This is a genomic window from Paraburkholderia jirisanensis (genome assembly GCF_054782355.1).
This window is the reverse complement of the sequence record NZ_BAAGSQ010000026.1, coordinates 97,373-116,904: the sequence shown is the minus strand read 5'-3', so window position 1 is coordinate 116,904 and position 19,532 is coordinate 97,373. Positions and strand designations below refer to the sequence as shown.

General features: G+C 62.4%; 21 protein-coding genes. 9 read left to right on the top strand and 12 right to left on the bottom strand.

What is annotated here, in order from left to right:
• Nucleotides 1-11: 11 nt before the first annotated feature.
• The 3 genes from ACYVNQ_RS16990 to ACYVNQ_RS16980 form a co-directional block, all read right to left on the bottom strand.
• The gene (locus ACYVNQ_RS16990; protein WP_460903714.1) at nucleotides 12-782 is read right to left on the bottom strand and encodes an SDR family oxidoreductase; all 771 of its coding nucleotides are present in this window, start codon (nucleotides 780-782) and stop codon (nucleotides 12-14) included.
• 56 nt (nucleotides 783-838) lie between these two features.
• Complete coding sequence (locus ACYVNQ_RS16985; protein ID WP_460903713.1) at nucleotides 839-1,813, bottom strand: zinc-binding alcohol dehydrogenase family protein; 975 nt, start codon at nucleotides 1,811-1,813, stop codon at nucleotides 839-841.
• Nucleotides 1,814-1,915: 102 nt separating this feature from the next.
• Nucleotides 1,916-2,617 (bottom strand): alpha/beta fold hydrolase, encoded by a 702-nt coding sequence (locus ACYVNQ_RS16980; RefSeq protein WP_460903712.1) that lies wholly within the window; start codon nucleotides 2,615-2,617, stop codon nucleotides 1,916-1,918.
• 145 nt (nucleotides 2,618-2,762) lie between these two features.
• On the opposite strand from ACYVNQ_RS16980, the gene ACYVNQ_RS16975 reads away from it, so the two are divergent.
• The 7 genes from ACYVNQ_RS16975 (at nucleotide 2,763) to ACYVNQ_RS16945 (ending at nucleotide 10,037) form a co-directional block, all read left to right on the top strand.
• On the top strand, nucleotides 2,763-3,401 hold the full coding sequence (locus tag ACYVNQ_RS16975; protein WP_460903711.1) for a CGNR zinc finger domain-containing protein: 639 nt from the start codon (nucleotides 2,763-2,765) through the stop codon (nucleotides 3,399-3,401).
• A gap of 351 nt (nucleotides 3,402-3,752) precedes the next feature.
• Nucleotides 3,753-5,303, top strand: a complete 1,551-nt coding sequence (locus tag ACYVNQ_RS16970; RefSeq protein ID WP_460903710.1) for an EAL domain-containing protein — start codon at nucleotides 3,753-3,755, stop codon at nucleotides 5,301-5,303.
• Nucleotides 5,304-5,479: 176 nt separating this feature from the next.
• Entirely contained in the window at nucleotides 5,480-6,040 is a 561-nt protein-coding gene (locus tag ACYVNQ_RS16965; RefSeq protein WP_460903709.1) for a DUF1007 family protein, read from the top strand.
• Nucleotides 6,034-7,191: a nickel/cobalt transporter gene (locus ACYVNQ_RS16960; RefSeq protein WP_460903708.1), complete on the top strand. Its 1,158-nt coding sequence runs from the start codon at nucleotides 6,034-6,036 to the stop codon at nucleotides 7,189-7,191. Before ACYVNQ_RS16965 ends, ACYVNQ_RS16960 begins: the two co-directional genes overlap by 7 nt.
• Before the next feature lie 327 nt (nucleotides 7,192-7,518).
• The gene (locus tag ACYVNQ_RS16955; RefSeq protein ID WP_460903707.1) at nucleotides 7,519-8,115 is read left to right on the top strand and encodes a YfiR family protein; all 597 of its coding nucleotides are present in this window, start codon (nucleotides 7,519-7,521) and stop codon (nucleotides 8,113-8,115) included.
• Nucleotides 8,112-9,440 (top strand): diguanylate cyclase domain-containing protein, encoded by a 1,329-nt coding sequence (locus tag ACYVNQ_RS16950; RefSeq protein WP_460903706.1) that lies wholly within the window; start codon nucleotides 8,112-8,114, stop codon nucleotides 9,438-9,440. Before ACYVNQ_RS16955 ends, ACYVNQ_RS16950 begins: the two co-directional genes overlap by 4 nt.
• A gap of 63 nt (nucleotides 9,441-9,503) precedes the next feature.
• Nucleotides 9,504-10,037 (top strand): OmpA family protein, encoded by a 534-nt coding sequence (locus tag ACYVNQ_RS16945; RefSeq protein ID WP_460903705.1) that lies wholly within the window; start codon nucleotides 9,504-9,506, stop codon nucleotides 10,035-10,037.
• 124 nt (nucleotides 10,038-10,161) lie between these two features.
• Here ACYVNQ_RS16945 and ACYVNQ_RS16940 read toward each other — a convergent pair whose 3' ends face one another.
• Nucleotides 10,162-11,688 carry an esterase-like activity of phytase family protein gene (locus tag ACYVNQ_RS16940; protein WP_460903704.1) on the bottom strand — a complete coding sequence of 509 codons (1,527 nt, stop codon included), beginning with the start codon at nucleotides 11,686-11,688 and terminating at the stop codon, nucleotides 10,162-10,164.
• 179 nt (nucleotides 11,689-11,867) lie between these two features.
• On the opposite strand from ACYVNQ_RS16940, the gene ACYVNQ_RS16935 reads away from it, so the two are divergent.
• Nucleotides 11,868-12,263: a VOC family protein gene (locus tag ACYVNQ_RS16935; protein WP_460903703.1), complete on the top strand. Its 396-nt coding sequence runs from the start codon at nucleotides 11,868-11,870 to the stop codon at nucleotides 12,261-12,263.
• Between the two features lie 70 nt (nucleotides 12,264-12,333).
• On the opposite strand, the gene ACYVNQ_RS16930 is transcribed toward ACYVNQ_RS16935, so the two are convergent.
• A complete protein-coding gene (locus tag ACYVNQ_RS16930) occupies nucleotides 12,334-12,942 on the bottom strand; it encodes a histidine phosphatase family protein (protein WP_460903702.1) in 609 nt (202 codons plus the stop codon).
• A 156-nt stretch (nucleotides 12,943-13,098) separates the two neighbouring features.
• Nucleotides 13,099-14,019, bottom strand: a complete 921-nt coding sequence (locus ACYVNQ_RS16925; protein WP_460904942.1) for an AraC family transcriptional regulator — start codon at nucleotides 14,017-14,019, stop codon at nucleotides 13,099-13,101.
• Nucleotides 14,020-14,238: 219 nt separating this feature from the next.
• On the opposite strand from ACYVNQ_RS16925, the gene ACYVNQ_RS16920 reads away from it, so the two are divergent.
• A complete protein-coding gene (locus ACYVNQ_RS16920) occupies nucleotides 14,239-15,084 on the top strand; it encodes an oxidoreductase (RefSeq protein ID WP_460903701.1) in 846 nt (281 codons plus the stop codon).
• Nucleotides 15,085-15,155: 71 nt separating this feature from the next.
• Here ACYVNQ_RS16920 and ACYVNQ_RS16915 read toward each other — a convergent pair whose 3' ends face one another.
• The 6 genes from ACYVNQ_RS16915 to ACYVNQ_RS16890 form a co-directional block, all read right to left on the bottom strand.
• The gene (locus ACYVNQ_RS16915) at nucleotides 15,156-16,214 is read right to left on the bottom strand and encodes a GlxA family transcriptional regulator (protein ID WP_460903700.1); all 1,059 of its coding nucleotides are present in this window, start codon (nucleotides 16,212-16,214) and stop codon (nucleotides 15,156-15,158) included.
• Between the two features lie 178 nt (nucleotides 16,215-16,392).
• Entirely contained in the window at nucleotides 16,393-16,602 is a 210-nt protein-coding gene (locus ACYVNQ_RS16910; RefSeq protein ID WP_460903699.1) for a CbtB domain-containing protein, read from the bottom strand.
• A 23-nt stretch (nucleotides 16,603-16,625) separates the two neighbouring features.
• Nucleotides 16,626-16,985, bottom strand: coding sequence for a nitrile hydratase accessory protein (locus tag ACYVNQ_RS16905; RefSeq protein ID WP_460903698.1), 360 nt, complete (start codon nucleotides 16,983-16,985; stop codon nucleotides 16,626-16,628).
• Nucleotides 16,986-16,996: 11 nt separating this feature from the next.
• The gene (gene nthA, locus ACYVNQ_RS16900; RefSeq protein ID WP_460903697.1) at nucleotides 16,997-17,620 is read right to left on the bottom strand and encodes a nitrile hydratase subunit alpha; all 624 of its coding nucleotides are present in this window, start codon (nucleotides 17,618-17,620) and stop codon (nucleotides 16,997-16,999) included.
• Nucleotides 17,617-18,390 carry a nitrile hydratase subunit beta gene (gene nthB, locus ACYVNQ_RS16895; protein WP_460903696.1) on the bottom strand — a complete coding sequence of 258 codons (774 nt, stop codon included), beginning with the start codon at nucleotides 18,388-18,390 and terminating at the stop codon, nucleotides 17,617-17,619. The genes nthA and nthB overlap by 4 nt, the downstream gene beginning before the upstream one ends.
• 28 nt (nucleotides 18,391-18,418) lie before the next feature.
• On the bottom strand, nucleotides 18,419-19,387 hold the full coding sequence (locus ACYVNQ_RS16890) for a CobW family GTP-binding protein (protein ID WP_460903695.1): 969 nt from the start codon (nucleotides 19,385-19,387) through the stop codon (nucleotides 18,419-18,421).
• Nucleotides 19,388-19,532 lie beyond the last annotated feature (145 nt).

Sequence of the window (19,532 nt, the reverse complement as noted above, 5' to 3'; positions counted from 1 at the left end):
CGCAATCGCGTTCAGATCGATTTAACTTCGCCGCCGTCCATGCGCAGCGTCGTACCCGTCATCCAGCGCGCCGCGGGCGAAACGAGAAACGCCATCAACTCGCCGATTTCCTCCGGCGTGCCGTAACGCGAGATCCCCGCATCACGCGGAAACTTTTCGGTTGCCTCTGCAACGGTCATGTTGTGCAGCGGCGCCCAATGTTCGAGATACGACTGACGCCGCCCAGTCATCACGGGGCCCGGCAATACGCTATTTACCTGCACGCCATCCGCAATGCCGCGATCGGAAAACGCTTTTGCCAGCGCAACGATCGCCGCATTGATGGTGCCGACCGCCGCATACGGCGCTTTCGGAAACACTGCCGAATTACCCGACATCAACACCACGGCACCCGACGTTTCCTTCAGCGCCGGCCACGCAGCAATCGTCAGACGCCGTGCGCCATGCAGCTTCAACGCAAGACCGCCTTCCCACTGATCGTCGGTCATATCGAACAGGTCGATTTGCGGCACCGCGCCGGCGATGTTCAATAGCGCGTCGATGCGCCCGAATGCGGCCAGCGTGCGCTCGACCACCTGCTGTGCCGCAGGCGGTTCCGCAAGATCCAGCTCGATAACCAGCGGTTCGGCGCCGGCCGCTTTCACGTCAGCGGCGGTTTGTTCCAGATTCTCGCGATTGCGCGCGACCAGCGCGACCGATGAAAAATCGCGCGCCAGCCGGATGGCCGTCGAGCGGCCGATACCCTGGCTCGCACCCGTGACAATCGCTACTTTTTTCGACATGACAAATCTCCTGACCTGGGTCTAAGCCCGTTCTAAAAAACTAAAAAAGCGCTGGACTAAAGCACCACAACCATCTTGCCGTTCGCCGCATTGGCTTCCATCACGCGATGCGCGTCGTGAATTTCGTTGAAGCCGAATACCCGCGAAGGTGTTGCACTCAGGCGACCGGCGGCCACGTCTTGTGCGATTTGCTGCAGCGGCACGTCCGACAGCGGGAAAGCCGGCGTGCCGAATACGAAGCTGCCGAAGAAAGTCAGATACACGCCGCTCGACATTTGCAGCAGCGGGTTGAAGTCCTTGATCGGATCGAGACCGCCGAGCCATCCGGCGAGACATGCGCGGCCGCCGCGCCGCAGCATCGCCAGCGAATCGAGGATCGTGCTGTTGCCGACCAGATCGAGCACGGCGTCGATCTGCTTCGCTTCGGCGATGCGCGTGGACAGATCCGGGCCTTCGAGTTCGACGCGTGCGGCGCCGAGTTCCTCGAGCATGCCGAAACGGGCGCGGTTGCGGCTCGTCGCAATGACGGTTGCGCCGGCGTTGACTGCCAGCTTCAACGCGGCCTGACCAAACGACGACGTCGCACCGCGAATCACCAGCGTTTCGCCCTTCTTGATGTCGAGATTGCGAAATATGCAGGTCCATGCAGTCGCATAGGTTTCGGGAATCGCCGCGAGTTCGGCCCATGGCAGATCCGCGTCGATCAGCGCCACGTTCGACACCGGTGCCCGCGTGTATTCCGCGTAGCTGCCGTTGATGGTGCGGCCTAGCCCGCCCATCAACGCCGCGACTTTCGCGCCCACCGGGAATTCACCACCCGGACACGACTTCACGATGCCGACGCATTCGATGCCGCTCACTTCCGCGGCTTCGGCCCAGGTGCCGTGACGCATGTGCATTTCCGCGTGGTTGATGCCGAACCCTTTGATCTCGATCACCACGAAACCCTCTTTCGGCTCAGGCTCCGGCAATTCCTTGTACACAAGGTTTTCCACTTCCGGACCGAACTTGGCGATGACGATGGCTTTCATGTGATGCTCCTGATGATTAGCGATGCTGCGAGATATCTTTCAAAGGGCACGGACGGGGCGTGCATTTTCGACAAGCCGTTACCGCCTTACGGCGGTGGTTCGTCAGCGGTTCGTTACCTGCGTGACCGCTTCGAGAATGATTTGCGCGACCAGCTCGGGCGCTGTGACGAGCGGCGTGTGATCCATCGCATGCGTACGGATCTCCGCATGCATACGCTGCGCCATGAAAACCTGCGTGTCGGCCACGATCATCCGGTCGTCTTGCGCCACCAGATACCAGCTCGGCACGTCTTGCCACAGTTGCCGCCCGACCGGAGCGCCGATACACGGCGCCGCAATCGGCCGTTGCGCGGCGGCCAGCACGGCCAGCTCTTCCGCGCTTGCGTTCTGCGCGAAAGCGGTGGCGAACGCACTATCCGGCAGCCAGATCAGGCCATGCGCATCCGGCGCCAGTTGCGGCGCTTGCGGATGCGGCGTATTGCGATAGAACACGTCCGCAACGGTCTCGCCTTCGGCCGGCGCCAACGCCGCGATATAGGCCAGCGCCCGCACTTTCGGGCTGTGCGTCGAGCCGATCACCGCGCCTGCATACGCATGGCCGGCCAGCACCACCGGGCCGTCGACCCGCTCGAGCGTGCGGTCCAGCGCGGCGACGTCGTCGGCCAGCGACGTGAGCGGCAACGGCGCCGCAACCACGTTCACACCTGCGGCTTTCAGCCGACCGACTACCTTGCTCCAGCTTGATCCATCGGCCCAGGCGCCATGTGCAAGCACTACGCTCGCGTCGACTTTTTGCGAAGACATCTGCGACTCCTTCGAAAACTGTGGGTTGAGTGTGTAACCGTTAAATCGATGTTAGAGAGGTTACATATGGCAGAGGTAACTTGTCAAGCTCGGTGGTGATGGTTACTATTCAAAACAATCAATCAGAAACGCGAGGTCGATTGAAATGAATTACCAACCGATGCCAGCGATCTTCATCGCGGACGCTCCCGGACTGGATTTCCTGAACTCGGTCGCGACGCCGGTGGACGTGCCGATCGACTGGATCAGCGACGGCGAAGGACTGTTGTCATGGCTTGCCCAGGCTGGGCTGGTGCCCGCGGCGGTACTGGATGAAATGCGGACCAGCGCGGCGCCCGCTGAACTGGACGCCGTTGCCGCGCAGGCGCGCGCGTTGCGCGAGTGGTTCCGCGGCTTCGTCAAACAGTATCGTGGGCAGCCATTGAGTGCTTCCGCGCTGCTGGAACTCGCGCCAGTGCAGGAACTGCTCGCGCGCGACGAGAGCTTCAACGAGGTCGTGACGCGCAACGACGGCGTCAGCCCGTTCTTCGAACTGCAGAAAAAGCGCCGCTGGCGCTCGGCGGAATCGCTGCTGCTACCGCTTGCCGAGATCCTTGCGAAGCTGGTGTGCGACGAAGACTTTACGCAAGTGAAAGCATGCGAAGGCCCGGCATGTACGTTGATGTTCGCTGACCATACGCGTGGTCATGCGCGCCGGTGGTGCAGCATGGCGATCTGTGGAAACCGCGCGAAGGTGGCTGCGCACCGTAAGCGTTTGAAAGAAGCGAAGTCGGGCAAAGCATGAACGCAGGCGTTAGCTTGCATTGCATGTCATAAAAGAATGATGGTGTGGTGTAGCGGCTTAGATCACGCTTTAACAGCCGCAAACGGTTGCGAGTCCAACCGGGCAGCAAAAAGGCTTTGAATTCAGGCCTTTTTGCGTTGCGCATCGCATCGACGCGAATGACGAAATCTTTATTGGCCAGTTCTCTACTGTCACGGAGATATATGATGATCGCGAGACTCGGCGCGATTAGAACGGCAAAAAACTTCCCGCACCGACACATAAGCAAAAACGGCAGTTTGGCCAACAGGTTGCGAGGGGAGTTTCATGGGTCGTTTAGCGACGATTTCGACGTCCATAGCGATCGCTTGCATGGCGACTTTGGCGCCGGTGCTCACGAGCGTTTATGTCGCAAATCGCGATGCGGTCCGACGCGAGCAGAACGATCTGAAGGCCTTCGCGGCGAAAGCGCTGATTCGCGCTGAGCTTGTCACGTATCAGGCGATCGGCGCGATCAGCGACATCGACCGTATTCCCGGCGAAGCTTGCACACCCGCCTACCTCGACGAACTGCGCCGCATCAGCTTCGATTACCGTTATATCCAGGATGCCGGCGTCTATGCCCAAGGCAAGTATGTGTGCTCCGCGTTGCTCGGCGACGCCCGCGTGCGACATCTCGCGTTGCCGCCAGCCGACTGGCGAAGCCAGGACGGCTATCAGTTCTGGTTTCACCAAAAGAATCCGCTCGATACGCCGCGCGACGACATCCTGATCGGTCGCGACGGCGAATACGTATCGGTCGATCCGCAGTCTTACGTCGACGTGATCGATCAGGAGGCGCGGCCAATCGCGGCGGTCAATACGGATACCGGCACGCTGCTGGCGATGTCGGCGGGTGCTGACGGCAATGAGCTGCTCGATGCGTGGAAGCACGCGGGCAAGGTCGACAACCGGCACTGGCTGTATTCGGTCGCGCATTCGACGACGCGGCCGCTAGGTGTGGTCGTGAGGGCGCCGCGGCGCAGCTTGCTGGCCGGCTGGAAGAAGCTGCTGGCGGGCTGGCTTTCGGTCGGCGTGCTGGCTGGCGGCGCAGCGGGGTGGTTTGCTTTCCGGCTGCTTTCGCGTCAGCTTTCACTGACTTCTCTGCTCGAGCGCGCGATTCGTCACGAGCAGCTCGAGGTGAACTACCAGCCGATCATCCGTCTTGAGGATGGCGAATGTATCGGCGTCGAGGCGCTGGTCAGGTGGAAGCTGGACGGCAAGAACATGTCGCCCGACGTGTTCGTGCCGATGGCCGAAGAGCAGGGCCTGATCCAGCCGTTGACCGATCTCGTGCTGCAGAAGGCGCTCGACGAACTGGGGCCGCTGTTGCGCGAGCGCCCAGGCTTCCATGTTTCGATCAATCTCGCGGCGGTGGATTTGCAAACGGACCGCTTTTTACAGGTGCTGACCGCACGCCTCGCGGATAGCGGCATTGCGGCGCGGCAGATTCACATCGAGGCAACCGAGCGCAGCTTCCTCGATGCGGATGCGACGCGGCAAACGATTGCGGCATTCAGAAGTGCGGGCCATCCGGTGTATATCGACGATTTCGGAACCGGGTACTCGAGCCTCGCGTATCTGCAGAATTCCAAGGTGGACGTATTGAAGATCGACAAGTCGTTCATCGATACGATCGACCAGCAGGCGGCTTCCAGTATCGTCGCGCCGCATATCATCGCGATGTCGCATGCATTGGGGCTCGAAATCGTCGCGGAGGGCGTCGAGCATGCAGGGCAGGCCGACTATCTGAAGCAGCGAGGCGTGCAATATGGCCAGGGGTGGCTGTTCGCGAAGGCGCTGCCGGCAGGCCCGCTTATCGAATATCTGCGTGGCAACGCAAAGCCGGTCAAGCCGGCCAAAGCGGTGGCAACGACGGTTTAAAGCGGTTTTAAAGGCATCGCAGGCGGTGTGCAATATCGTGCGCGCTGGCCAAATTTTCACCACTTTCATGCGCTGCGTGCAACGAGCCCGTGCGAGAATAGCGCGCCTTGTATTCAGTACGCTTTAACAGGCGCACCATGCAGATCGCCCGTTGGTCCCGCGTCATTCGATTGTCGATGCTGATTGCCGCCGTGCTTGTATCGGGCGCGGCAGCAGCGCATCCGCACGTGTGGATCAAATATTCGGCGCAACTGCACATGCGCGGCACGTCGGTGCTTGCCATCAAGCAAATGTGGCGTTTTACCGAGGGTTTCCCGGTACAGCTGGTAGGCATCGATGCGTTGCCCGATAACGGCACGCTGGATGCCAAACAAACCGCTATCTTTCGCGAGCAGGCGTTTGCATCGCTGGCGGGCGCGCAGTATTTCAGCCATCTGTTTGTCGATGGGCAGCCGCAGCCAGCGCTCGATCCGGACGATTTCCGCGTATCGGTCGAGCAGGGCAAGGTGGTCTACACGTTCACGTTGAAACTGGCGAAACCTGTCAACGTTACCGGCCATCAGGTTGCGCTCGGCATCTGGGACGACTCGTTTTTCGTCGACTACGAACCCGACGCGGCGCATGCGATCACCCTCGACGGCGCTGCCTCCACGTGCACGGCCAAGCCCTTTGCGGATCGTGCGCATCCGATTTTCAACGGCATCGTCGTGCCGCAAGCGACGGCAATCTCATGTTGAAGCGCATCCGTTTTTTCCTGTGTTTGTGCTGTCTGCCGGGGCTGGCAGCGCTGTGGTTCGCGTTTGCGATACCGGCGGCCCATGCGGCTGGGCCGGCGATCGACGTATTTGGGCGGCCGGTGCAGTCGGGTAGCGCCGGTGCATCCGCGGCGCATGCGGCGTCCGCAGTACCTGGCGTGTCCGCGGTGCCTGACATGCCGCAACCGAAGCCGCCTCCTTTTGTGTTGCCCGAGCCTGTACGCGCAGTGCTGGTCGCGGGCATCGTGTGGCAAGGCAAGCTGAATGCCCGCATCGAAGACGCCGCCGCGCAACTGCGCCGCGATTCGACGCCGCGCACGTGGCTTACCTTGCTGCTGATGTCGTTCGCGTACGGCGTGCTGCATGCGGTCGGCCCAGGACACGGCAAGCTCGTGATCAGCACCTACCTTGGCTCGCGCCGTGCACGCGTGAAGCATGCGATGCTGCTGAGCGGCTGGACCGCGCTCGTGCAAGCGTTGAGCGCGATCGTGCTGGTAGTCGGCGTGGCGTCGATTGCCAAAGCGGGCGTCGCGAATGTGCTGTCGCAGGCAGAAGCTCTGGAAGTGGTCAGCTATGCGCTGCTATGTATCGCGGGCGGCTGGACGCTGTGGACCGCGTTTTCGCGAGAGGACTGCTGCTTCGATCCGGCAGCGGTACAGCTCGTGCCGAAGCAGCGCCGCGCGCGGCTGTTGCCTACTGGGTCGACGCAGGACGAAGCCGCCTATCTCGGCGCCAGACTGATGGCACGCCCACGCGGACGCAGCGCCGGCTTCGCGCCTACGTCCGCGCGCATGCCGATGTTTTCGCAGATCTTCAGCACCGGCCTCGCCGCGGGCGTGCGGCCCTGCGTCGGCGCGATCTTCGTGCTGGTTGCCGCAGTGGCGGCGCGTATGCCGCTGGTTGGTGTCGCGGCAACGCTGGCGATGGCCGCGGGCGTTGCGGTAACCGTGACGCTGGTCGGCCTCGGCGCGCTGGGCGCGAACCGGCTCTTGCTGCGCGCGTCGCGTTACCGCTCGCGTGTGCAGACGCTGCAACGTGTGTTTGCGATCTCCGGCGCACTGCTGATCGTGCTGTTTGCCGCCGCGCAGATGGCGCTGCTGTTGAGCGGATACGTGCAGCCAACGCTCGCCTGACGCTGCTGCGTCAGGCGCCGTTGTGTGTTGCGGCAAGCCATTGCGCATATCGCAAATAGATTTTGTAATGCCGTTATTGGCTGCTTTAAAACTCCACTGCCGTGCATGAATAGTCGCGCTTTAATGCTGGATTTCGTGCATTGCGTTGCAATGGCAATGCGCACAGCATAGAGCGTTGCTTCGCTGACACGAGATTGCATTGTGCAAACGTTTGCCGTTCACCAAAGCGATTTAACGCTCCTATAATGGTCCGCCCTTTAGACGGAATACTTATTTTCAGTGCGGCTCGAGCATTCCGGACCGTGTATTTGCAGCAGCGGCTTGCGCATGACCAATCACGAAGCACCGTTAACTGAAGCAGCCTTCGTGCGTACGGGACGGTTTTGCATAACCAGCCTGTGGGCCAGCGGCGTGCTCGCATTCGTGCTGGCGAGCCCGGCGCATGCACAGGCCGCCGCGCCGCTCGAACACGAGGTTGCGGTGCGGCGCATCGTGCTTGGCATCATCAGCTATGCGCATTGGCCGCAACCGCGCGATAGCGTGCGGCTCTGCGTGACCGGCCGCACCCGCTTTACGCTCGTCGCGCCAGGTGAAACGCCAGGCGAAGCGCCACCGTCCGCCGCACCGCCGGTGGTGGCGCGCGACGTGCAGCCCGGCGACCTGAGCATCGGCAGCAGCTGCGACGCGCTGTATCTGGGCGAACTGACGGAGGCCGAACGTGTGCGGCTGAATACGCACATCGCCGGCGACCCGGTGCTGACGATCAGCGAGCACGACAGTAGCTGCACGCTCGGCGCGATGTTTTGCCTGAGCGACGATGCGGGGCGTGTGACGTTCGACATCAATCTGGACAGCGTGGCGCGCAGCGGTGTGCGCGTCAGTCCGAACGTACTCAGGCTCGCACACAAACGGGGAGCGTCATGACCACACGCGCGCCACGGGCACGCGGCGGCACCCAGGCCGCCGCGCCTTTTGCGCTGCGTCCGCACCGTCCTTCACTCGAACGGGCGCTGCGGCGCACGTATCTGCGCCTCGCATTCTCGGCGGTATCGCTGGCAGCGGTATCGTTGATTCTGGTCGCGTGGATCGTGTTGCGCTCGTATGCGGCGGATAACCTGATGCTGCTGGCGCGCTCGATGGCGTACACGGTCGAAGCGGCGGTGGTGTTCAACGACAACGTCGCGGCGCAGGAAGCGATTGCGATGATCGCCGGCAACGAAGACGTTGCGCAGGTGGTGGTGACCGACGCGCGCGGCACGGAGCTGGTGGTCTGGCAGCGCGCCGACGAAGGTCCGTTCGTTCGCATGTTGCATCGCGTGGCCGATCTCGCGCTGCGCAAGACCGTGACGGTGCCGGTGATGCACAACGGCGCGGTCTTCGGGCATCTGCAGGTGCGCGGGCGCGGGCATCAGTTCAGCCTGTTTATGCTCGGCGGTAGCGGCGGCGTGCTGGCGTGCCTCGTGATCATTCTCGGCGCCGGCACGCTGATCGCGCGGCATATGCATCGCGACATCGTGGCACCGCTGCGTGCGCTGGCCGACGTTGCGCGCGCAGTGCGCCGCGACCGCGTGTTCGGCCGCCGCGTCGAGCCTACGCCGATCGCGGAATTGCACGAACTGGGCGAAGATTTCAACGCGCTGCTCGACGAATTCGAAAGCTGGCAACATTCGCTGCATGAACAGAACGCGAGCCTCACCCACCAGGCGAATCACGATGGGCTGACTGGCTTGCCGAACCGTGCTTATTTCGATGCGCGGCTCGAACAGGCGATTGCGGATGCACAGCTGTCGGGCACGTCGGTTGGCGTGCTGTTTATCGACGGCGACCGCTTCAAGGAAATCAACGATACGCTCGGGCACGACGCCGGCGATGCGGTGCTGGTGGCGATTGCCGCGCGGCTGCGTGCGCCGCTGCGCAAGAGCGATCTGGTGGCGCGCCTCGGCGGCGACGAATTCGTCGTGATGCTGCCCGGGATGCGCGAAGTGTCGGACGCGGCGCGCATCGCGCAGACGCTGATCGACGCGATGCATATGCCAATTGCACTGCCGGATGGGCGCGAAGTCAGCACGACGGTGAGTGTCGGCATTGCGTTCTATCCGCAGCATGCGCGGGGCCGCTCGAGCGTGTTGCGCAGCGCCGACGCGGCGATGTATGAGGCCAAGCGCGCGGGACCGGGTGCGTGGCGCGTAGCGCAAGCCGAACGCAGCGCGCGCGCCGCGGAGGATGCGCCGGAACAGAACATGCCGTGACTGCGGCAGCAGAACCAGCGGCGATAACGAACACGCTCTGACGAATACGAATGGGGAACCAAGGTGAAAGGCGTTACGAAGCAAGGATTCGGAGGTTCGACGAGAAACTGGTGTCTGCGTTTTCTGATGCTCGGCTGTCTGTTGGGGCTGGGTTTACTGGCCGGATGCCAGAGCGCGCCGCCGCAGCATGGTTTGAGCGAAAAGCAGATTGCCGTGCTGAAGGATGCCGGCTTCAAGCACACCGACGAAGGCTGGGAATTCGGCCTGAACGACCGCGTGCTGTTCGATACGGACCGCTTCGAGATGAAGCCGGAGGCGCTGCAGGTGGTGGCGCGCGTGGCACACACGCTGACTGGCATCGGCATTTCTAACGTGCGGGTGTACGGCTATACCGATTCGACCGGCTCCGGCGAGTACAACGAACGCCTGTCGCTGCAGCGGGCCAATGCGGTGGCCGATGCGCTGGTTGGCGCGGGCTTGCCGCGTGGCGGCATCCAGACAACCGGCGCGGGCGCGCGCGAGCCTGTTGCGGACAACGCGACCGCGGAAGGGCGTGCGCAGAACCGGCGGGTGGCGATCGTTATTTCGACGCGGTAGGGGTGGGGCGTTTGAAGGCCTTCGTGGGGCTTTAGCGTCCGCACGTGTCGCTGTATCGGGCAACGGCGGATGGTTCCGTTGCCCGATTTTCTCTAGCTCTGCTGGCTACATTTGTGCGTCAACGTCAAAACCCGTGATGCGAGCCGTGATCATCATCGTCATGATCGTGGCCACCATGCCCGTGGTCGTCGTTGTCGTCGTCGCGCACGAAACGGCACTGGCCGCCGTTGTCGTGCGAGTTGTCGCGGTTCAAATGCGCTGCCAGCTTTTGCGGCTCATAGCCCGGCACATCGCTCGGGTCCACCGCGAACACGAAGAACTGGTTCGGATTGGCAATCCCGTTCGGATGATTCGTATCCGTCACGACGCCGATGAAGTCGTTGTCATTCGCGATCAGGAACGTATGCTTGCGCTTGCCGCCGATCTTGATGTCCGGGCCGAAGGTCAGGCTTTCCAGCTTCGCCGGAATGTCTTTCGGGTCGAGGCCGTGTGCGCTCAGTGTCGCGACCACATCGAGAAACAGCGTCTTTTGCAACGCGTACGGCTGAAGGCCCGTGGCGCCGCTTGCCTGGCTCACGTCCTGCGCGCCGTCCAGGTCGATACGAAACACTTTCTTGAACTTGGCCGTCGAATCGTCGCCGAGACCCTTGCCGTCGCGCTCGTCCATCAGCAGCACGTGGTCGTTGACGGCCACCACGTCGCTGATGGTCGTGAAGTTCGGCTTCGCATCCGTGCCGATGTTGGTCAGCTGATACGCGAACTGTTGCGTCTTGCCGGTGCGCAGATCGATGCGCAAAATGCGCGTGAACGCGGCATTGGTGCCGCCGTCCTGAAGCAGCGGGCTTTGCATCGCGCCGAACAAGGTCCTGCCGTCCGGCGAAATCGCAAGGCCTTCCATGCCCTTGTTCGCGACGCGGCCCACCGTGTTGGCGCTGATTTCCGTGGCGCCGACCGGGCTGAGCGTGGTCACCGCAAAGCTGTCCGGCACCTTGATCACGTCGATGCGGCGGCCGGTCTGGCGATCGAACTGATAGATGTACGGGCCGTACTCGTCGGAGATGTACACGCTGTCGCCGTCGTTGCTGATCCGTACGCTCTCCGGGTCGAGGCGCGCATCGAGCGGATTGGTCGAGCGGCGCGTCGGATCGAAGTTATCCGAGCGGCCCGTGAAGTAGCTCGTGTGGTGGGTCTTGTTCAGCTTCGGTGCGCCGTTCGGCACGCCTGCGGCCGCGCCGTTGCCGTACACCAGTTGATCGGACGTGTGCAGCAGCGTGGTGGCGGTCAGCTTCGGCGTGAGCACGTACGGCAGGTCGGCGCCGGATGGTGCGCGCGACAGTTGCAGGTTCAGCGTCTGGAAGCGGTTGATGTACGAAGCGGTGTCGTCGATGGCCGGGTTGAACGGAATCGCATTCGGGCCACGGTCGGGCACCGCGATAAAGTTCGTGCAGCCGGCATAGGTCATCGCCGAGCCGATGCCGCCGAACAGGTTGCCCGGTGCGCCGTTTTCGAGGGGCGCCGCGGTTTCGCGCGATAGATCGCCGGTCGTGCCGGGCAGTTGGCCTTTGGCGATCAGATCGACGGTAGCATGAGCGGACGACACGACAAACAGCGACGCGATCAGCGTCAACGCAAACGAGCTTGATTTAGGCACCGATATCTCCTGGGGGGAAGTAGATTGGCGTGAAGACATCGTGCTGCAAGCGTTCACGCCATGCTGCAAACGAAAGGGCCAACGTAATGCAGGAGAAATACTCGGTAATCTGTGTGTCATCGCGGTGACATTGGGCGAGCACGCGAAGCGAATGCCTCACAACATCACTGGAGGGTTGTATGAGCGAACCGCAGCACAGGCTGACCACGATTCTGCCGTGCAACGATCTCGATGCATCGGAGGCGTTCTACAGGCGGCTCGGGTTTCGACGGCCGGGTGGCGACCCGGCCGTGGTCGCCGAATGGGACGACGTGTACCGGATCCTCGCCGATGAAAAGGGCGCTCATCTGCATCTGACGCGCGCTGTCGATGGATGGCTGGTGGCGGGACGCAACCCGTTTGGTGTTTATCTCTACACCGAAGAAGTCGATCGGCTCGCGCAAGCGTTTGCCGACGAGATCATCGAAAAGAATGGTCCCGAAGACAAGCCTTGGGGCATGTATGAATTTGCGTTGTCGGATCCGGACGGCACGCTGGTGCGCATCGGCTGGCCGACGAGCTTGCGGGGCGACTGACACGGGTTGGCCGCGAGCGCGCGACGGTGGCTTGATTCCGTCGCGCTCGCGGTGTGCGGTGCGTTGCGCGTTACCTTGCCGCTGGCGGCGCGCTATTCCACCGGCGGATCACACGGTCTTCACGATCGAAACCGAGAATGCTGACCGACGCCGTGTCGAGATACAGATGCGCGCCGATCGCTGCCGAGCCGACCCAGCTGCCTGCCAGCACGCGCAGAAAGTGCGCATGCGAAAACAGCGCGACACGGCCTTGCAGTGAAAGCAGCCGTTCGATCAGCGCGCCGGCGCGCGCTTCGATTTGCGCGAGGTTTTCTCCTTCCGGTATCGGCGACGTCCACACCGACCAGTCAGGTTCGCTTTCGCGAATCTCTTTGGTCTTGCGCCCCTCGTAGATGCCGTAGTCCCATTCGCGCAGCCGCGGTTCGACTTCCATGTGTTCGCCAAGGCCAGCCAGCCGGCATGTTTCCATTGCACGCGACAGTGGGCTCGACAATACCGTGTCGAACTGCTGTGCGCCGAGCACCGGAACCAGCGCGCGCGCCTGTTCGCGGCCGTGTTCGGTCAGCGGGATATCGGTGCGGCCGGTGTGCTGGCCACTCAAGCTCCATTCGGTTTCGCCATGGCGAATCAGCCAGATTTCGTGCGGGCCGGCATGGGGTTGTGCGGCGGCAGTGTTCATCGATCGGCTCCATCAACGGCATCGCAGCGGCGAGGCGGTGCAATGCGAACGGGTTGGTCGGGCAATCTGTTGCGGTTCATTTTATGACAGCGGCGGTGCTGTCGCAGCCTGAGGGGTTGATGCGCCTCCAGTCAAGGCCCGGAGATTCGCTGCGGGCTAGTGCGACGCGACATACTCGGCGCCGGGCAGTGGGTCCGGCAGCGCGAAATGGCGGCGCATGCGTTCGACTTCATCCACCGGGCTGAGGCCGAACAGGCGCTTGAACTCGCGGCTGAACTGCGAGGTGCTTTCGTAGCCGACCTGCGCGGACGCAACCGCAGCCGTGACGTGCTGACGCAGCATCAGCAGACGTGCCTGGTGCAGACGCGTCGATTTCAGGTACTGCATCGGCGATGTGTTCGTCACTGCCTTGAAGTGCGCATGAAACGACGGCACGCTCATGCTCGCTTCGGCGGCCAGTTGCGTGACGTCGAGCGGTTCGCTGAAGCATTGGTGGATCTTGCGCAGCGCCCGCGCGATCTTGCCGAACTGGCCTTGTCGGGTCAGCGCGGCGCGCATCGATGGGCCCTGTTCGCCGGTCAGCACTCGGAAATAGATTTCGCGCACGAGTGCCGGGCCGAGTACCCGGGCCGCGACGGGTTCACTGATCGCTTCGAGAAAGCGCAGCACCGACAGGCTCAGGCTTTCGTCGAGCGGCGTCGACAGCATGCCTTTAGGTTCGGCGTCGGCATGCACGCCGAGTTCGTCGAGCTGTAACAGCAGTTCAGCCACTACGCTGAAATCCAGCCGCAGGTAGATGGCGAGCAAGGGCTTGTCTGCGCTTGCGTCGGTTTCCATCGTGAAGGGCACGGGTACGCTGACTGCGAGGTAGTGTTGCTCGTCGTAGAGATAGATTTGTTTGCCGAGCACGCCGCGCTTGCGCCCCTGGCACACGATCACGATGCCGGGGTCGTACAGCACCGGCGTGCGGGTGAGCGGGCGGTTCGAACGCAGCAGCCGCACGTCGGGCAGCGCGGTGAGGTTATAGCCCTCGAGCGGTGCGAGCGCGGCAAGCAGGTCCACCATGCGGCGGCGCATGGGCGTCGGGTGGTCTGGCGGGTGGGTCACAGCGGTTCCGTTGGCAAGGTGTTCCGGCATCAATGTGCCACCGATGCGCGTGAGAATCTACGCGTTCATAGGATCAGGCAATCAAAACATACGAACCCGCATTTGCAGGGCTCAACGCTATCCTTAAGATCTGCTCCATTCACACCGCAGGGTTGCGGCGGAAAATGTCTGACGGAAAGGAGAGATTCGATGCAACAGTCTACGCACAAGACGTTTTTGATCACCGGTGTTAGCTCTGGCTTTGGCAGGGCGTTTGCGCAGGCCGCGCTCGATGCGGGGCATAGGGTGATCGGCACGGTGCGTAAGCCGGACGCTAGTGCCGAATTCGAACGGCTTGCGCCGGGTCGTGCATATGCAGTCGAACTCGACGTGGCGGATTTCGAGCGCGTCGAACCGGTAATCGCACAGGTGCTGCAGCAGTATGGTCCGGTGGACGTGCTGATCAATAACGCGGGCTATGGCCATGAAGGCACGCTCGAAGAATCGCCGCTCGCCGAGATGCGCCGGCAATTCGATGTGAACGTGTTCGGTGCGGTGGCGGTGACCAAGGCGGTGTTGCCGTCGATGCGCATGCGGCGCGAAGGGCACATTATCAATATCACTTCGATGGGCGGCTTTATTACGCTGCCGGGCATTTCGTACTATTGCGGCAGCAAGTTCGCGCTGGAAGGTATTTCGGAGGTGCTCGCGAAGGAAGTCGCGCAATTCAATGTGCATGTGACGGCGGTGGCGCCGGGGTCGTTTCGGACCGACTGGGCAGGACGTTCGATGGTGCGCAGCGCGCGCAGCGTGGCGGACTATGACGCGCTATTCGATCCGGTGCGCGCTGCGCGTGAAGCTAAGAGCGGGCAACAGGCGGGGGACCCGGTTAAGGCCGCTCAGGTGCTGCTGAAGCTGGTGGAGATGGAGCATCCGCCAGTGCACCTGGTGCTTGGATCGGATGCGCTCAAGCTCGTGAGTGAAAAGCTGGTTGCGATGCAGGAGGAAGTTGCGGCGTGGCAGGAGGTGTCGCGGTCGACGGATTTTAGCGCTTGATGGCAGCTGAATCGGCGGGCGTGGGCGCGATACCCTACGCCCCACCGCGATGAAATTCAGCCTTCACCCACTCACAACACCGATATCAACCGCCGCGCCACCTGCAATCCATCATCCACGTCGAGCGCCGCGGCCGGCAGCGGCACGACGTTTTCAAGCGGCAGGCTGTTCGACCTGAAGCGGTCGCGGTAATCCGCCGGATTGATCTGCAAACGCCGGTTGAACGCACGCCGGAAGCCATCGGTATCGTCGAACCCGCAGCGTTGCGCGATCTCGCGCAGCGACAGATCCGTGCCTTCAAGGTAGCGCCGCGCCGCATCGATGCGCGCGTTATTCAGGAACGTCATCGGCGTCGTGCTGCATTCCTTCATGAATGTGCGCGACAGGTTGCGCGCACTCATATGCACGCGCGTCGCGAGCGAAGCGACCGTGTGATCCGCGTGCAGATTGTCCAGCATGTACTGCTGCAGCGTGACCATCTGAGAGCCCGGCGACGCGAGCGCATCCAGCAGCGGGCTGAATTGCGATTGACCGCCGGCCCGACGCAGATACACCACCAGATACTTCGCGACGTCGAGCGCCATGTGTCTACCGAAGTCGTCTTCGATCATCGCCAGCGCGAGGTCGATGCCCGCGGTGACGCCGGCGGTCGTGAAGATGTTGCCGTCGCGCACGAAGATATGATCCGCTTCGATTTTCGCCTTCGGGAAGGTTGCCGACAGACGCGGCACGTCCATCCAGTGCGTGGTGACGATGCGGCCGTCGAGCAGGCCGGCCGCGCCCAGCGCAAACACGCCGTTGCAGATGGCCGACACGCGCCGGCAGCGCTTTTGCTGGTCTTTGAGCCAACCGCTCAACGCCGGGTCGTCGTAGGCATCGAAAATGCCCAGGCCACCCGGCACGATCACCGTGTCGAAGTCAGGGCACACGTCGAAAATAGTGCGGTCCGGCAACGTCGCGAGCCCGCTCGACGACTGCACGCTGCCGCGCGTCGTGCCGATCGTCATGATTTCGTAGTCGGATTCTCCGTTGCTGAGAATCTTGACTTCGGCGAAGGCGTCTCGCGGCCCAGCGATATCGAGCAGCTGAAAACCCGGGAAGACCACCATGCCGATCTTGATGCGTTTCATTGCGAGCCTCCAAATACGTGGCGGGGCATGCTTCTCGGTACGATCACCCCAGCCGAAGACAGTTTATACGGCAACATCGGAAGCTCGCCAATGAGGGGGGCTTGCCATCGTTGCAATGCGGCTGGCATTCGTCACGCGTGATGACACGGCCGCAGCAGCTCGGCCCCAAGGCACCACATCAGTGGCATGGAAAGCCCAGCAGATGCCGGCCGTCATGCACGAATTCATGTACGAACATACCCGGCACCAGCGACGTTGCGCCTTGCTCCGCGCCGACGAAGTACAGCACGAACAGCATCAGCAGGCCGGCAAATAGCACCCATGGCAACAGTTCGCGCAGCGGTATCGGTGCGAGTTCGGGTACAGGGTGGATCACAGTATCGTTCATCGGAACCTCTCTTCGTCAGTGAATCAGTGGGCGGAGGCATCGTCTGCAGCGGGAACGCGAGCCTTGATGATGCGAGTCAGTTCGCTACGCGACAGCACGCCGTGCGCTTCGATCACGTCGAGCAGGGCTTCGAGGAAGCGCTCGTAGTAGTCCCAGCGCGGCTGATCAACGCAATCGGCCGTCTCCCAACGCGCGATCGACGCGATCAGGCTCTGGCGGAAATCCTCCCACTCGAAGCATCCAGCCTTGGCAAGCGACAACGCAAGCCCGAACACGTCGCGCTCCCAGCGATTGGTGAACAGCAATTTGCCATCGACGCGCGGCGGCGAATCCGGCGCGCCGAGCATCGATGCGGCCGCGTATTCCTCGAAACGGGTAAACATCGCGCGCTCCTTCAGACGGCAGGCGCGGCGACCAGCGCGACGCCCATCATCGATTCGGGCGTGACCAGTGCCGCGAGTTCGGCTTCGCTCAGGTGCCCAGTATTCGCGGGTTGTTCGGGAATCACGAACCAGCGGATCTGCGCGCTGCTGTCCCACACTTTCACCTGTTTGGACGGCGGCACCGTCACGCCGAATTCCTGCAGTACCGCACGCGGTTCGCGCACGCCGCGCGCACGGAATACGGGGTCCTTGTACCAATACGGCGGCAAGCCGAGCACCGGCCACGGGTAGCACGAGCACAGCGTGCAGATGATCAGGTTGTGCACGTCGCTGTCGTTGGCGACCGCGGCCATATGCTCGCCTTCGGCGCCGGCCATGCCGAGCGGCAGCGACAGTTCCGCGATCGCCTTCGGCGTGTCTTCGAGTAGACGCTGCTTGTAGGCCGGATCGACCCACGCGTGCGCAACGATTTTCGCGCCGTTGAAGGGGCCGGCCATCGTCTCGAAGTGCTTGAGCACCGCATCGACCGAATCGCTGCCGAGCACACCTTTTTCGATCAGCAGCGCTTCGAGCGCGCGCACTTTGGCTGCGCTCGACGCTTCGCGGTCGTCGGGAAATTCGAACAGGTTGCTCATCGCGCGTTTCTCTCGTGGTCTTGTTGATCGGTGACGGGCTGCACGTACGCTTCGAACAGGTCGGCGTAAATCGTCGTGTTCGGCTCGCTTTTTCCGGGGCCCCAGATGTCGGCGGCATCGAACGCGATGCGGTACACGGGCATCGGGGTACCGATACCGTCGACGCCTGTCGAAACGAAATAGGCAAATCTGCCGCCATATACGCAATCGACCACGCCGCGCCGGTTGCGCAGATAGCCGGGCAGGCGCGTATGGTCGACGGCCTGCGGGTCGGCGACCCACACGGCATCGCCGGTGGCAAAGCGTGGCGCGGCGCCCGCTTCGTGGAATCCAGAGTCGCCGTTTAGCAGGTACGCGTCCACCTGTTTGCTCAACTCGGGGTTCGGTTGCTCGGGCAGTGCCGCATCCGGATGCGCGCGAAAGTGCGCGGTCTTTTGCGCGAGTTCTTCGGCCGTGATGTAGCCCTGATCGACGAAGAACTGCGAGATGCCGCCGAGCCACTTCTCGTAGTAGCGAAACTTGAAGTATTCGAACGGGTTCATGTCTTCTGCGCCGGTGCGCAGCGACGCCCATGTCCAATCGTTCTTGAACGTGGTGGGCAATGTGTCGACCGGGTACGCGTGACGCGCATTCGTTAGATGCGCGCTTTCGGCCATCATCACCGTATGAATGCCGAAGATGCGCTGCTCCCAGGGCTCGGCGAACACACGTGTATCGGTGCTGACCGGGCCGAGGTTTTCGATGCCGCCAAGGTGATGCGCTAGTTTCACGGTTCGCTCCGTAGAAAGAAGGCTGATTTCAGTGCATGCAGCTGAGCAGGCCGGCGCGCATCTGCGCGGCATCGAGGTTGCGGCCGATCATCACGAAGCGGTTTTCGCGCGCCTCGGCGCGGCTCCACGCCTTGCCGAATTTCGTATCGAGCAGCATGTGCACGCTGTGGAAATACAGGCGGCGCGCTTCGTCGTGCAGGTTAAGCACGCCCTTCATGCGCAGCAGCTGCTGTCCATGCGTCTGCACCAGCTGGTTCACCCATTGGTTGAAGCGCTGCGCATCGAGCGCACCGGGCAGCACGAACGCGCACGAGGCGATCGTGTCGTCGTGCTCGTGATCGTGGCCGGCTTCGTCGAGTAGATCGGGTTCGATTGCGAGCAGGTTGTCTAGTGAGAAACTGCGCACGCCAAGCAGCGCATCGACGGCAACCGCCGAATGATCGGTGAAGTCGATCAGCGCGGTGGGGTTCAGCTGGCGGATCCGATCGACCAGCGCATTGACGGTATCCGTGGCCGCGACGTCGGTCTTGTTGATCACGATCCGGTCGGCAAATACCACCTGTTCGCGTGCGATGTCGTCGTCGAGCTGGGCGTTCGCGTGTAGCGCATCGACTACCGCGATTACCGATTCCAGTTCGACACGCGCGCGCACGTCCGGGTCTGCAAGGAAGGTTTGCAGCACCGGTGCGGGATCGGCCAGCCCGGATGTTTCGACGATCAGGCGCTCGAGCCGGTCGCCGAAGCGCTCGAGCAGATCGCGCACGCTCGCGACCAGATCGGTGCGCACGGTACAGCAGACGCAGCCGTTATTGATCTCGATTACGGCTTCTTCTTCGGCGGCGATCAGTTCGCCGTCGATACCCACTTCACCGAACTCGTTGACCACGATACCGATCTGCATCGGCCGTGTCGCGTCGAGGATGTGATTGACGAGGGTCGTCTTGCCGGCGCCGAGAAAGCCGGTGACTACCGTGGTCGGAATCTTCCGTAATTGCATGTTTGCTGCCTCCGCGCAGGTGCTGAAAACGCCCATTTATTGCTCGTTGTATGCCAAGTTTGGACCTTGTTTGAGCGAGTTCCGAGCTGAAATCGGCTTCTGGCCGTACTCCATCACTAGTTGGCGCGAATCGCAGCCGCGGAAT

Excerpts from the sequence above, each read along its gene's own strand:
- ACYVNQ_RS16990 (WP_460903714.1), bottom strand. The coding sequence starts at position 782 with ATGTCGAAAAAAGTAGCGATTGTCACGGGTGCGAGCCAGGGTATCGGC.
- ACYVNQ_RS16985 (WP_460903713.1), bottom strand. The coding sequence starts at position 1,813 with ATGAAAGCCATCGTCATCGCCAAGTTCGGTCCGGAAGTGGAAAACCTT.
- ACYVNQ_RS16980 (WP_460903712.1), bottom strand. The coding sequence starts at position 2,617 with ATGTCTTCGCAAAAAGTCGACGCGAGCGTAGTGCTTGCACATGGCGCC.
- ACYVNQ_RS16975 (WP_460903711.1), top strand. The coding sequence starts at position 2,763 with ATGAATTACCAACCGATGCCAGCGATCTTCATCGCGGACGCTCCCGGA.
- ACYVNQ_RS16970 (WP_460903710.1), top strand. The coding sequence starts at position 3,753 with ATGGCGACTTTGGCGCCGGTGCTCACGAGCGTTTATGTCGCAAATCGC.
- ACYVNQ_RS16965 (WP_460903709.1), top strand. The coding sequence starts at position 5,480 with ATGCTGATTGCCGCCGTGCTTGTATCGGGCGCGGCAGCAGCGCATCCG.
- ACYVNQ_RS16960 (WP_460903708.1), top strand. The coding sequence starts at position 6,034 with ATGTTGAAGCGCATCCGTTTTTTCCTGTGTTTGTGCTGTCTGCCGGGG.
- ACYVNQ_RS16955 (WP_460903707.1), top strand. The coding sequence starts at position 7,519 with ATGACCAATCACGAAGCACCGTTAACTGAAGCAGCCTTCGTGCGTACG.
- ACYVNQ_RS16950 (WP_460903706.1), top strand. The coding sequence starts at position 8,112 with ATGACCACACGCGCGCCACGGGCACGCGGCGGCACCCAGGCCGCCGCG.
- ACYVNQ_RS16935 (WP_460903703.1), top strand. The coding sequence starts at position 11,868 with ATGAGCGAACCGCAGCACAGGCTGACCACGATTCTGCCGTGCAACGAT.
- ACYVNQ_RS16930 (WP_460903702.1), bottom strand. The coding sequence starts at position 12,942 with ATGAACACTGCCGCCGCACAACCCCATGCCGGCCCGCACGAAATCTGG.
- ACYVNQ_RS16925 (WP_460904942.1), bottom strand. The coding sequence starts at position 14,019 with ATGCGCCGCCGCATGGTGGACCTGCTTGCCGCGCTCGCACCGCTCGAG.
- ACYVNQ_RS16920 (WP_460903701.1), top strand. The coding sequence starts at position 14,239 with ATGCAACAGTCTACGCACAAGACGTTTTTGATCACCGGTGTTAGCTCT.
- ACYVNQ_RS16915 (WP_460903700.1), bottom strand. The coding sequence starts at position 16,214 with ATGAAACGCATCAAGATCGGCATGGTGGTCTTCCCGGGTTTTCAGCTG.
- ACYVNQ_RS16910 (WP_460903699.1), bottom strand. The coding sequence starts at position 16,602 with ATGAACGATACTGTGATCCACCCTGTACCCGAACTCGCACCGATACCG.
- ACYVNQ_RS16905 (WP_460903698.1), bottom strand. The coding sequence starts at position 16,985 with ATGTTTACCCGTTTCGAGGAATACGCGGCCGCATCGATGCTCGGCGCG.
- nthA (WP_460903697.1), bottom strand. The coding sequence starts at position 17,620 with ATGAGCAACCTGTTCGAATTTCCCGACGACCGCGAAGCGTCGAGCGCA.
- ACYVNQ_RS16890 (WP_460903695.1), bottom strand. The coding sequence starts at position 19,387 with ATGCAATTACGGAAGATTCCGACCACGGTAGTCACCGGCTTTCTCGGC.